Origin of the sequence: Acinetobacter sp. YH12155, assembly GCF_013418255.1 — a bacterium.
In the GTDB taxonomy this organism is placed as follows: domain Bacteria; phylum Pseudomonadota; class Gammaproteobacteria; order Pseudomonadales; family Moraxellaceae; genus Acinetobacter; species Acinetobacter indicus.
In genome coordinates this window covers 63885-76013 of the sequence record NZ_VPCK01000008.1, presented here as the reverse complement: position 1 = coordinate 76013, position 12129 = coordinate 63885, and the positions used below count along the sequence as shown (strand labels likewise).

11 protein-coding genes are annotated in these 12129 nt (G+C 50.1%); 2 read left to right on the top strand and 9 right to left on the bottom strand.

Annotated elements, in window-relative coordinates; translation table 11 throughout:
• Positions 1-82 precede the first annotated feature (82 nt).
• Positions 83-1735, bottom strand: coding sequence for an acyl-CoA dehydrogenase family protein (locus FTU86_RS07680; RefSeq protein WP_180036660.1), 1653 nt, complete (start codon positions 1733-1735; stop codon positions 83-85).
• Positions 1736-1815: 80 nt separating this feature from the next.
• Here FTU86_RS07680 and FTU86_RS07675 point away from each other — a divergent pair, with 80 nt between their 5' ends.
• Positions 1816-2481 carry a TetR/AcrR family transcriptional regulator gene (locus tag FTU86_RS07675; protein ID WP_168397717.1) on the top strand — a complete coding sequence of 222 codons (666 nt, stop codon included), beginning with the start codon at positions 1816-1818 and terminating at the stop codon, positions 2479-2481.
• Positions 2482-2756: 275 nt separating this feature from the next.
• Positions 2757-4277 (top strand): catalase, encoded by a 1521-nt coding sequence (locus FTU86_RS07670; RefSeq protein WP_005182013.1) that lies wholly within the window; start codon positions 2757-2759, stop codon positions 4275-4277.
• A gap of 68 nt (positions 4278-4345) precedes the next feature.
• Here FTU86_RS07670 and FTU86_RS07665 read toward each other — a convergent pair whose 3' ends face one another.
• The 8 genes from FTU86_RS07665 to hcaE form a co-directional block, all read right to left on the bottom strand.
• Complete coding sequence (locus tag FTU86_RS07665) at positions 4346-5395, bottom strand: MBL fold metallo-hydrolase (protein ID WP_005182011.1); 1050 nt, start codon at positions 5393-5395, stop codon at positions 4346-4348.
• Between the two features lie 183 nt (positions 5396-5578).
• Positions 5579-6487 carry a DMT family transporter gene (locus FTU86_RS07660; protein ID WP_016659599.1) on the bottom strand — a complete coding sequence of 303 codons (909 nt, stop codon included), beginning with the start codon at positions 6485-6487 and terminating at the stop codon, positions 5579-5581.
• Between the two features lie 312 nt (positions 6488-6799).
• Complete coding sequence (hcaD, locus tag FTU86_RS07655; protein WP_160241646.1) at positions 6800-8029, bottom strand: 3-phenylpropionate/cinnamic acid dioxygenase ferredoxin--NAD(+) reductase subunit; 1230 nt, start codon at positions 8027-8029, stop codon at positions 6800-6802.
• A 4-nt stretch (positions 8030-8033) separates the two neighbouring features.
• On the bottom strand, positions 8034-8999 hold the full coding sequence (locus FTU86_RS07650; RefSeq protein ID WP_005182005.1) for a 3-carboxyethylcatechol 2,3-dioxygenase: 966 nt from the start codon (positions 8997-8999) through the stop codon (positions 8034-8036).
• 67 nt (positions 9000-9066) lie between these two features.
• Entirely contained in the window at positions 9067-9882 is an 816-nt protein-coding gene (hcaB, locus tag FTU86_RS07645) for a 3-phenylpropionate-dihydrodiol/cinnamic acid-dihydrodiol dehydrogenase (RefSeq protein ID WP_005182001.1), read from the bottom strand.
• 2 nt (positions 9883-9884) lie between these two features.
• Positions 9885-10211 (bottom strand): 3-phenylpropionate/cinnamic acid dioxygenase ferredoxin subunit, encoded by a 327-nt coding sequence (gene hcaC / locus FTU86_RS07640; protein ID WP_005181999.1) that lies wholly within the window; start codon positions 10209-10211, stop codon positions 9885-9887.
• Positions 10211-10729 (bottom strand): 3-phenylpropionate/cinnamic acid dioxygenase subunit beta, encoded by a 519-nt coding sequence (gene hcaF / locus FTU86_RS07635; RefSeq protein ID WP_005181997.1) that lies wholly within the window; start codon positions 10727-10729, stop codon positions 10211-10213. The genes hcaC and hcaF overlap by 1 nt, the downstream gene beginning before the upstream one ends.
• Entirely contained in the window at positions 10726-12093 is a 1368-nt protein-coding gene (gene hcaE / locus FTU86_RS07630; protein WP_005181982.1) for a 3-phenylpropionate/cinnamic acid dioxygenase subunit alpha, read from the bottom strand. Before hcaE ends, hcaF begins: the two co-directional genes overlap by 4 nt.
• Positions 12094-12129: the final 36 nt, after the last annotated feature.

Here is a 12129-nt window from a genome sequence, read left to right as displayed (position 1 = left end):
ATGCATCCAGTCCGATTTCCCCGCTTGGCTGAAGTCAAGCGGGGAATTTTTCTATCAGGATACGCTCTATCACGCGTGATGTTTAGGCCGCCAGCGCACGTTCTAACAGCCGGGCAACATCGACCTGGGCCGGGTCTAACATGCCCACCACCTGACCATGCAGGGTCTGATAACGGCTCTGGATAAAGGCCTGTGCCACAAAATCAGGTGCATGCTGGTTTAAGATGACCGCCTGTGCCAGCAGCACCAAACGGCTTACAAGCGTACGTGCCATAAACTGCAAGGCTTGTGGGTCTGTCTGCTGGAACAGCTGCATCAGCGCCTGTAATTCCTGCTGTAACAACGGCTGTTGTTGCACACCATCGGCCAGCGACTGCAACAGGACCTGCATGGACGCCGGATCACGCTGTATCGCGCGTAGCACATCCAGACACATGACATTGCCCGAACCTTCCCAGATACTATTTACCGGGGCTTCTTTAAAAATACGCGCCATGATGCCAGTGTCGACATAGCCATTGCCGCCAAAAACTTCCATCATTTCGCCGCTCAGCTCGACAGTACGCTTACACACCCAGAACTTGGCAGCCGGGGTCATAATCCGCTTCCAGGCCTGCGCCAGCGGCGTATCCAACTGATAGCACTGCGCCAGATAAAAACCCAGCTGCACCGCGGCTTCGGTTTCCAGTGCCAGATCAGCCAGCACCGCCTGCATCAGCGGCTGTTCAGCCAGCGGCTTACCAAAGGCTTTACGCTGCCGGGTATAGGCAATACATTGCACCAGCGCCTGGCGCAACATGGCACTGCTGCCGACCACACAGGTCAGGCGGGTATAATTGGCCATTTCAATAATAGTGGGAATACCACGGCCAGCTTCGCCAATCATGATGCCCCAAGCCTCGTGAAACTCGACTTCCGAGCTGGAATTACTGCGGTTGCCGACCTTATCTTTTAAACGCTGGATATGAATCGTGTTCTTGCGGCCATCTTCCAGCCAGCGCGGCACAAAGAAGCAGGCCAAGCCATCCTGTTCAGTTTTCGCCACCACCAAATGCGCATCGCACATCGGCGCCGAGAAAAACCATTTATGCCCGGTCAGCAGATAAGGCTGGCCACGACCCGCTGCCCCCACCGGAGTGGCGATGGTTTCATTGGCGCGTACATCGGAGCCGCCCTGCTTTTCAGTCATGCCCATGCCCAGCCAGATTGATGTTTTCTGCGCCATTGGAATATCCCGCGCATCATATTCATTCGACAGCAGTTTATCGCCGAGCTGTTGCCACAGTTCAGGTTCACGCTGAATGAGCGGAATGCTGCCCAGGGTCATAGAAGCGGGACACAGATTGCCACATTCAACCTGACCACTCAGATAAAACCGCGCCGCCCAATCGACCCAGGCAGATGCAGACTGAGGTTCAATAAAGGGATGGGCATGGGTCTGAAATTCCCGGTTCAGCGCCATCCAGTAATGCCAGGCCGGATGGAACTCGACCACATCCTGACGGCGGCCGCGAGCATCAAAGGCCTGTAACTGCGGGGTATGGCTATTGGCTAAATGGGCAGAATGATAAGCCTCTGCCGATCCGGCCTGCTGACCGAGTGCGCTAAGGCGTGCCTGATCCTGACTGCCATAGCGTTGCAAGATTTCCTGCAATACGCGGTCACTCGCAAACAGGTTATAATCCTGACGTTCATCAAACTGATTCTGAATAGAATGGGTCATCCATGCCTGCATCGTTCATCGTTCCTGATTGATTATGATGATAGGCTTTCAGTATAAAGAATATTCACCCACAGCATGTTCGGTTTCCAGTCATGACCTCCCCCTCTGTACAGCTGCGGCGTAAGCCTCGCCAGTCCCGGGCCAAACAGACCCAGCAGGCCCTGCTGGACAGTGTTGTTCGGCTTTTGCAGCAGCAGTCACCCGCACAACTGACCATCCGCGAGATTACCGAACTGGCCGGGGTCGGTCTGGGCACCTTTTATGAATACTTTGCCCAGAAAGAAGATTTGCTGGCCTGGGTAATCCACCAGCAGATTATCCAGCATGTCGAGGCGCTACGCAGTTATACCCAGCCACCGCCACAGTTATCCACAACTGGTGATATTTGCAGCGATATACAGGCCCTGCTGTGCTTTCAGCTCGACCGTATCCGCAGCGAACAGCGGCTGTGGGCCAGTGTGTTTTTACTTGAACGCAGCCTGTCGAGCGAGCAGGCCTATCAAAAGCATTATCAGCTGATGCTGGACAGCTGGCAGCAGATTTTAAGCCGCTATACGCCTGAAACCCGCGAACGCTTGCGCTGTGCCGAAAACCTGCATCGCATCAGTTATGGCTTTATTTCACAAACCCTGTTAATCCAGCCCACATTTCAGGACTGGCCGCAACTGCAGGCCGATATTGAACTGGCCATCCAGCCATTTTTAGCCCGGCTCATCTCAACAAAATCCGACCAAAACACTCAGAAATCAAAACTTTAAGCTATCGATTATTCCTTTGAGCACTAATCGTTTTATCTATTTGAAAAAGTGTTATATTCGGTTTAAGTTAAATAAGAACCAAGTTGCATTTTTATGTTTTTTTATCCATCGTCATTCTGCCCAGCCAGCTATTGCAAGGTAGATTTCAATGATAAGCTGGGTTTATTTTTTATATTGATGACTTTGATAACGGTTAATTTCATGAGATGTCACCTGCCTGGAGAATCCAGCCCGTGTCCAACGTCAGCACATGAATACAATAACGGAGAACGATAATGAGCCAAGACTTTAAAAAATGTCCGGTCACCCACCTCACCACCGATGCCGGTGCTCCGGTGGTCGATAACCAGAACAGTATGACCGCCGGTGCCCGCGGTCCATTACTTACCCAAGATTTATGGCTCAATGAAAAACTGGCGAACTTTGTTCGTGAAGTGATTCCTGAGCGTCGTATGCACGCCAAAGGTTCAGGTGCATTCGGAACCTTTACCGTGACTCACGACATTACCCAATATACCCGCGCCAAAATTTTCTCTGAAGTCGGCAAGAAAACCGAAATGTTTGCCCGCTTCTCGACGGTGGCCGGTGAGCGCGGTGCTGCCGATGCCGAACGTGATATTCGCGGTTTTGCACTAAAATTCTATACCGAAGAAGGCAACTGGGATTTAGTCGGTAACAACACACCGGTGTTCTTCTTCCGTGACCCGCGCCAGTTCCCGGACCTGAACAAAGCGGTAAAACGTGATCCAAAAACCAACGTCCGTTCTGCTAACAACAACTGGGATTTCTGGACCCTGTTACCAGAAGCGCTGCATCAGGTGACCATTGTCATGTCAGACCGCGGTATTCCTGATGGTTATCGCCATATGCATGGTTTTGGCAGCCACACCTACAGCTTCATTAATGCCAACAATGAACGTTTCTGGGTCAAATTCCATTTCCGTACCCAGCAGGGCATTAAAAACCTGACCGATGCCGAAGCCGCAGCACTGATTGGCCAGGACCGTGAAAGCAGCCAAAATGACCTGTTTAATGCGATTGAACGTGGCGATTTCCCGAAATGGACCCTATTCGTGCAGATCATGCCGGAAACCGAAGCGGAAACCGTGCCTTATCATCCGTTTGACCTGACCAAAGTCTGGCCAAAAGGTGATTATCCATTAATTGAAGTCGGTGAGTTTGAACTGAACCGTAACCCAGAAAACTATTTCCAGGATGTGGAACAGGCCGCTTTTGCACCAAGTACTCTGGTGCCGGGGATCAGCTATTCACCAGACCGTATGCTGCAAGCGCGTTTAATTAACTATGCCGATGCCGCACGTTATCGCGTGGGGGTAAACCATTCCCAGATTCCGGTAAACGCAGCCCGTTGTCCGGTCCACTCTAACCGCCGTGATGGTCAGGGCCGTATGGATGGCAACTATGGCGGCTTGCCACACTATGAGCCAAACAGCTTCCAGCAATGGCAGGAACAGCCACAGTACCGTGAACCACCACTGAAAATCCGTGGCGATGCCGATTTCTGGGATTATCGTCAAGATGACAGCGATTACTTTAGCCAGCCGCGTGCCCTGTTCAACCTGATGAATCCTGAACAGAAACAGGCGCTGTTTGACAATACTGCGCGTGCCATGGGCGATGCCTATGACTTTATCAAGTACCGTCATATCCGTAACTGCTTTATGTGTGACCCGGCCTACGGCGAAGGTGTAGCCCAAGCCTTGGGGATGACCGTGGCAGATGCTCAGGCCGCTCGAGCCACCGACCCTGCGCTGGGTCAGCCAGGCGTGCTCTAAGCCTCTACACAGAGAGTTCAAGCCATAAAAAACCACCTTCGGGTGGTTTTTTGTTGCAGGATTTAAACTTAAACAATCAGCTTCTTGCCTTCGCGAATGCAATAAAACGGATTCATCAGTTTTGAGGATTTACGCATGGCATTTTGCAAATCGACTTCCGGCTGTTCACGGCCTTCATCGGTGAGCTGGAAGGTACGGTAATGAATGGCCAGCGAACATTTGGAATGCAGGTCTTTATGTGCCTGAAAAGCATCTTCCGGATTCATGTGCATATAGCGCATCAGGTCCCGTGGCTCATAGGCACCAATCGGTAATAGTGCAATCCGCGGTGCGCCAATACGGGCATGGATTTCCTTAAAATGCGAGGAATAACCGGTATCTCCGGCAAAGAAGCAGTGATCTTCACCATGCAGAATCGAGAAGCCACCCCAGAGGGCACTGTTCTGGTCGCGCATACCACGGCCTGAACCATGCTGCGCCGGAATATAGACCAGTTTTAATTCATTAAATAGCGCCGATTGCCACCAGTCCATTTCCACCACATGAAAGTTTTTTGGCAAATACCAGCTGTTGCCCAGTCCGGTATAAATTGGCATGGCAAAACGGGCATGTAACCAGCGCAGGGTGGCCAGATCCATGTGGTCATAATGGTTATGGCTCAACAGCACCGCATGAATGGTCGGTAACTCTTCCAGGGCAATTCCAGCCGGGCAAATCCGTTTCGGACCTCTGCCCTGCTGCGGTCCGGCATATTCACACCAGACCGGATCGGTCAGGAAATTATAGGGGCCAATCTGAATCAGAACGGTAGCATGCCCTACAAACCAGATCTGCCAGTCATCCAGGCTGGCATTCGGACGTTCCTGCGGAATCGGACGCTTGCCTTCAGCGGGCTGCTCTGGTGTGTTTTCTGCGGTCCAGCTATTGCGTTTACGCTGTAACAGCCATTTCAGCAAATCACTGCGGCTACGCCCTTCGGGTGCCGGCACCGGATTGAAAAACTGGGCACCGTTATAATGCCGGGAAGGTAAAAACTGCAAAGCAGGCTGACGCCAGGCGTGTGACCAACATGTTTCGGTTGGTAGCTGAAAATGCTTAGGTTCCGCGTTTTGATTCATGTCAGTCCGATAAAAATTGAAGCACGTAGAGCAAATCCTGTGATTTATTAAGTCTTCATTACACAGGACAGCAAGTGCCGATGCAATATGCATAGTATCCAAAATTGTGGAATATTTTGTTTTATGTTTTTGTTGTTTTTAGCAAAAGCCAAAACAGCAGGAAGCGCATGGCTTCCTGTGCTGTCACCATTTAGAAAAATACTGACGCTGCCAGTCTTTCCAGAAATACATCACAATGCCCAGCATCACCACCGCAATCCCGGCCACCGCATGTGCACTGATATGCTCATGATTCAGGGTCGCTCCGAGTACCAATGCAATAATCGGGGTCATCACATTGCTTAAAGAGACAGTGGACGCAGCCAGACGGCGAATCAGCCAGAAATAACACAGCATCGCCACAATCGAAGACATGATCATGGTAAACAAAAAGCCAATCATGGTTTGCATGCCCGGCCATTCGGTTGGCATATGTGACCAGATGAATGGCAACATCAGCATTGAACCCAGTGCCGAGACCAGCAAGGAACCGGTGGCCTGTGACATCGGACTCAGTGGTGCATTAATCTGCTTGACCCAGAAAATCGAGCTGATATACGACACCATGCTAATTAACATCAGCACAATCCCAATCGGGTTGATCTTGCTGTCTGCCGAGTCGGCAAAGACATAACTCAGCCCGGCCACCGCCACCGCCATGCCCAGCCATTGCAGGGCCACCAGTTTCTGGGTTTTTAAAATCACATGGCCAATTAAACCGGCAATAAGCGGGGAAAAACCAAAAATCAGCGCCATTAAACCCGAAGTCAGGTAATTGGCTGCCAGATAAATAAACAGCTGCGCACCAATCAGGTTCAGGCTGCCCGCCACATAACTTTTGAGTGAGGTTTCATCCAGCGGCAACGGATCACGCATCAGTTTCAGTAAAAACAGCGCAATCAGCGAAGCCCCGAAATAGCGGATAATCAGCACCCACATGGGATGGACTTCTTCCACACTCCACACAATCGCCAGCGGCGTGGTGGCCCAGATCAGCACCAGCAAGGCATAGATACTGGCGGTAACGATCATGGGAGATGAGTTTGAACTCATAGACAACTCAACTAAATTTGAAAACCATAAAATGAAGGCATCTTTATTCAAACCCATCTTGAAATAATGAGGATGACGACCTGAATGTCACCACGGAACGAAGAGAGACGCCCAAACAATGAAAAGAGTTTTGCCCTGCGAACTCAAAAATAAATTTTGAGGATTCTTATCAGCTTTAAAAAGTAAGACCTACCGACACAAAGTCATGTACAAATCACCATGCACATTGCGCTCATGTCTCGACATTAAAATAAAACAGCCATAAAAAAGCAGACCAAAGTTACCCAAGGTCTGCCCTGCCGTATCGCCGGATTATTTTACCAGCTTACGAAGATCCTGACTCAGATCGAGATATTTGTCAGCCTCAAAAGCCGCCTGTTTGCTGATCAGCTTTTTCAGGTGACGCATGTCTTTGGCTGCATTCACGGTAATCCCGCCAACGATCACGCCATCGGTGACACCAAACAATACGAATGATGATTCAGCACGCAGTTCAGGTTTAATCTCGCCACGCACATGCCATTCAGCCGCTGCCATATCACCAACAAACTGATAGTTGATGTCCAGCTGATCGGTCCAGAACCAGGCCGGGTTTGCCGCTGGATGTTCAACGCCCATCACGTGACGCGCGAAGATACCCGCTTGCAGGTTGGCATTTTCCCAGGTTTCAACGCGGCGGTGGTTACCACAGTCACGCAGTTGCGTGGCCACGTCACCCGCTGCATAAATATCCGGATTTGAAGTCTGGCAGTTTTCATTGACCTTAACCGCAAAGTCCGCATCCAGACCGGCTTCAACGGCCAGCTGTGCATTCGGGATAATCCCGATGCCATAGACCACAGCATCTGCACGCAGCTCTTCACCGCCTTCCAGTGTTACCACAATTTCTTCGCCATCCAGCTTGCATTCTGCAATCTGGGTCGACAGGCGTACATCAACACCGGCCAGTTGTTGCTGCTCCAGCAGGAACTCGCTCAGGATGCGTGGTGATGAACGACCCATCACCATTGGACCCATTTCAATCACGGTCACTTCACATTCTTTAAAGCGTGCGCTTGAGGCAAGCTCCAGACCGATGACACCGCCACCAATCAGGATGATACGGCGGCCCGGCTGTAATACCGGCACCAGCGCTTGTGAATCTTCCAGGTTACGCAGGGTGTACACGTGTTTACCCAGCGCATCGAAGTTGGGTAAACGACGCGCTGCACCACCGGTGGCCAGCAGTAACTTGTCATAAGCAACGACATCACCGTTTTGCAGTTCAACCGTTTTTGCCTCGGCATTGATTTTGGCCACACCGTTACCACGGATGGTTTCAACGCCCAGTTCCGCCAGTTTTTCTTCTGACAGAATTTCGATTTTGGTTTCGGCTGGTTTGAGAATCACATCTTTAGACAAAGGCGGACGCTCATACGGCAAATGGGTTTCATCCCCGATCAGGGTGATTTTGCCTTCGTATTTGTTGCCACGTAATTCCAGAATTGCGCTGGCACCGGCCTGACCTGCACCGACAATCACGATGCTGTTTACATTGCTCATTCAGTTAACCTTTTAATTCTGCAGAAACGATACCGAAACCGGCAATCCACTCGCTGATTTCTTCATAGCAGTGGGTGGTCATGTCATATTCGCCCAGCTCATGCAATGCAGCAAATGCCGCCATCCATGAACGGACTTCCTGACCGCCACGGCCGCCATCACGACGGATTTCCGCTTCAGTCATGGCTTCCAGTGCTGCGAAATCTGCCTGCTTGAATTTCTCCAGCAAAGCAATATCCCATTCCGCATTCAGCGGGACTGCCACAGAAGTATCCCCCGCGGCCAGCTTCTGACCCACGGCAATAATTTTTGCCTGACGGGCTTCACGGGCTTCCGGGGTCGGGTTACGACCGGCAATCAGGAATTCTTCCACTTCTGGTGGTACCGAACCCATTTGCGGGGTTGGTGGATCGTGAGACAGACCACCCGTACCCAGAACCAGTACGCGTTCGTTTTCAAGATTCAGTGACTTGATAAACTGACCGACCGCACGACCTAAAGCGATGGTACGTTTGGTGGTTGGCATTGGTGCAGCTGCACCATTAATGAAAACTGGAATAGTAGGATAACGATCGAGCTGACCACCACACAGGAAATGTAATGGCTGGGTCACACCGTGGTCGGCCTGCATACGATACGAATAGGCCACATCCACGCCTTCATCGAGGACACGGCGAACCAGATTGAGTGCAGTTTCTTCAGGCACATCAATCTTGTTGTTGTCTTTACCATAGTCCCAGTCACCTGCTGCAGTGGCACGAATACCCACACAGAAACTTGGCATCAGGTCATAGAAGAAACCATTGAAATGGTCTGGACCAAAGGTAATGATCAGGGTTGGATCGTAGGCTTTGACTTCCGCAGACAGTTTTTCAAACGCCTGACGAACAGCTTGTTCTTTGCGTTGTTCTTGCGGAGTGGCAAACTCCATTAAAGGACTGTGCGATGCACAAATAAGTTTAACGGCCATGTGTGACTCCTAAACGGAAGGCAGCCAAAAGGCTGCCGGGTTAGTCCATTATGTTTTAAGGCGTGAATTACTCGTCAAAGAAACCGGCACGTGGTTGACGTAAACCACGAATGCCCAAGCCACATTCCGCGTTAATCAGCACGCCGGTCAGTGGACGGTTGTTTTGACGTGAAGCCAGCAGCACATATGAACCGGTCATATCTTCTGGTTCTGGCAAGAAGTTCAGTGGCATACCACGGGCAATTTTCTCAGGATCACGTGCATCGAGCAGGCCAACATTTTCCTGACCGAGTGATGCCGCGCCTTTGATATTCACATTCATGGCAGACGGTGCCACGGCATTGACACGAACTTTTGGCGCTAATTCATAGGCCAGTTCTTTCATGATGCCTACACCGGCATGTTTGGATGCGGTATAAACAGGACCACCGCCCGATGAATACAGCGCAGAGTTTGATAAAGTGAAGATAATTGAACCTTCAGACTTGATCAGTTCGTCTAGCGCTGCTTTGGCACCCAGGATCAGCGACTTGGTATTAATGCCCATGATTTCATCAAAGGCTTTATCCAGTTGCTCACCCGAGGTGTTGACGATATCGGCATAGTGATCCCAGATACCGGCATTACCCACAAAACAGTCAAGCTTGCCAAAACGCTCAACGGTCGCTTGAACAGCACGGACATTGTCTTCATAGTTGGCAACATCACCAGCGATTGCAAGAATTCGGTCACCGAAGTGTTCCTGTAAAGCATCAACTTTAGACTGAGAACGCTGAAGAACGGCCACCTGTGCTCCTTCTTCTAAAAAACGCTCAACCAAAGCCCAGCCTAAACCTGAACCACCACCAGTGATGAGTGCAACTTCGCCTTTTAGCCAACCCATGATTACTCTCCTGCCATCTCTACATATAACGCGCCATCTTCAACAATCACTGGGAATGTCTGGATTGGATCTGTTGCTGGCAAGCACAGTGCCTGACCAGTTTTCAAACAGAAACGTGCAGAGTGCAGCGGACATTCAACTGTACCGTCGTCTTCCAGATAACCTTCAGACATCGATGCATTACCATGTGAACAGCGATCATTCATTGCGAAGAATTCACCGCCATTGTTGAATACTGCCAGCGCATCGATACCGTTTACGCCGCAGTCCACTTTCAATGCTTCGCCTTCGTCAAGCTCGTCAACTTGGCAAACAAAAATCTTATTCATTAGAAGAACACACTCAGGTTATGTGAGTTATAGGTAACTTGGTCAAGCGTGATCTTACGGTTGAAGATCTGGAAGCCTAAGCCGCCTTCAACTTTACGGATCTTGTCATGACGCTTACCACAGTAAATCGTAACGTCTTTCTCTTTTTGGGTACGGTACAGTAAATAAGTCACGTACACATCGTATTCGCCTTCTACTTCAGACGCTTCAACAATCACGTTAGACACCATGTGAGTCGTACGTGATGGAGGCTCTTCTGCCCAGGCCATACCGGTTTCAAGACGGGCAACACGACGTTCCAACAGATCTTTCGTATCGTTGAACACCCAAGTCGTCGGTGGTTCAACCGAACGACGACGGTCACGGGTTTGTGCGTTTGGTGTGGTACGTAGCGTATAAGAAATATCTTCAGCTAGCGTGTCTAACCACTCGCGGAATTTCCAGTCATCAAGAAGCTTGGCTTCTTGATACAGGAACTGACTGATCTGGTGATGAAGTTCTAAGCTGATTTGACTCATTTCATAAGCTCCTTCTCGTATTCGTCAGCCGCTTTTTCAACGTCTTCCCATTTTTCATGGATCAATAAATCTGCCCAGCGACGGTACATACCGCGTGCTGCAGTTTCAGAGAAAATGTAGTTGGTGATGCCCGGGATACCATCTTCACGTACTTTCTCGTTGCCTTTACCCATCTCAACGATCAATTTGTTTTGACGTGCTTTATAACCACGTAAAACTTTCTGAATCTCGATCCAGTTCTCAGAGTCATCTTGCTCCAGGAAGCCGGCAGGACCGAATGCACGCGTTGCAGAGCGTTCAAACGCTTCTTTCACTTCTTGAGACGCTTCAGCATCGGCAATACAGAATGCCCAAACTTCAGTTTTGTTTGGACCACGTGGGTGCCATACGCGAAGTGTTGCAGTACCGTTCAACCAAGACAGTGTCGGGAACATGGTGTTGTGACCTGCAAGACGCAGCGCACGTACTTCACCTAGACGCTCTTTTACTTCTTCATACGTTTCGCGGAAGTAGTTGGCCACTTCACCGTCAACCCAAACGTTTGCATCTGGTTTCTCTGTGAAGAAGAAGCCTGAACCGTGACCACGTGAACCGTATTGCAGTGCATCTTTTGCAGTTTCCCAAACTGGACGAGCCGTTTGAGCAGCACCTAATTTCTTGGTTGATTCGTCGTCTGGTTTCGCGCCAAGTACCTGAATCGCAGATGCGTGAGAGAACAGAGCGTGGTATTGGTCAGATGCAAACTGTTCAGCTGCAAATTTCCAGTTACACTCGATTTCCCACTTGTGTACACCACCGATGATTTCAGTACCACCTGGACGACGGTCTACAACGCCATCAAGATACCAAGCGATATCACCCATGTATTCTTCTAGATCTGGTGTGGTTTCATCCCAGCAGCCGAATACCAGGCCTTTGTAAGACTTCACACGGTTTACTTCAACCAGACCCCATTGCTCTTTACATGCACCATGCGGGTAAGCACGATCTTCAAGCGGGATGTCTTTTAAAGAACCGTCAATACCGTAAGACCAGCCGTGGTATGGGCAAGTAAACGCACGGGTATTACCACAGTCTGCGAAGCTTACGCGCATAGAACGGTGACGGCATTGGTTTAAGAATGCTTTGATCGAGCCATCTTTTTGACGTGCCACAATGATCGGATCTTCACCCATATAGGTATTGAAGAAGTCGCCCGCCTTAGGAATTTGGCTTTCATGGCAAAGGAATAACCAGGTACGACCAAATACACGTTCAAGTTCTAACTCGTAGATATCTGGATCAGTATAGATAGATGGCGTAATACGTCCATTTTGTGCATCGACTAAAGCGTCGATTTCGCGCACATCAATTTTTCCACTCATTGAAAGCTCTCCTGTGACCGACACAACGGCACAAAA

Bases quoted from the DNA above. Each gene is read 5' to 3' on its own strand.
- FTU86_RS07680 (WP_180036660.1), bottom strand. From the start codon at position 1,735: ATGCAGGCATGGATGACCCATTCTATTCAGAATCAGTTTGATGAACGT.
- FTU86_RS07675 (WP_168397717.1), top strand. From the start codon at position 1,816: ATGACCTCCCCCTCTGTACAGCTGCGGCGTAAGCCTCGCCAGTCCCGG.
- FTU86_RS07670 (WP_005182013.1), top strand. From the start codon at position 2,757: ATGAGCCAAGACTTTAAAAAATGTCCGGTCACCCACCTCACCACCGAT.
- FTU86_RS07665 (WP_005182011.1), bottom strand. From the start codon at position 5,395: ATGAATCAAAACGCGGAACCTAAGCATTTTCAGCTACCAACCGAAACA.
- FTU86_RS07660 (WP_016659599.1), bottom strand. From the start codon at position 6,487: ATGAGTTCAAACTCATCTCCCATGATCGTTACCGCCAGTATCTATGCC.
- hcaD (WP_160241646.1), bottom strand. From the start codon at position 8,029: ATGAGCAATGTAAACAGCATCGTGATTGTCGGTGCAGGTCAGGCCGGT.
- FTU86_RS07650 (WP_005182005.1), bottom strand. From the start codon at position 8,999: ATGGCCGTTAAACTTATTTGTGCATCGCACAGTCCTTTAATGGAGTTT.
- hcaB (WP_005182001.1), bottom strand. From the start codon at position 9,882: ATGGGTTGGCTAAAAGGCGAAGTTGCACTCATCACTGGTGGTGGTTCA.
- hcaC (WP_005181999.1), bottom strand. From the start codon at position 10,211: ATGAATAAGATTTTTGTTTGCCAAGTTGACGAGCTTGACGAAGGCGAA.
- hcaF (WP_005181997.1), bottom strand. From the start codon at position 10,729: ATGAGTCAAATCAGCTTAGAACTTCATCACCAGATCAGTCAGTTCCTG.
- hcaE (WP_005181982.1), bottom strand. From the start codon at position 12,093: ATGAGTGGAAAAATTGATGTGCGCGAAATCGACGCTTTAGTCGATGCA.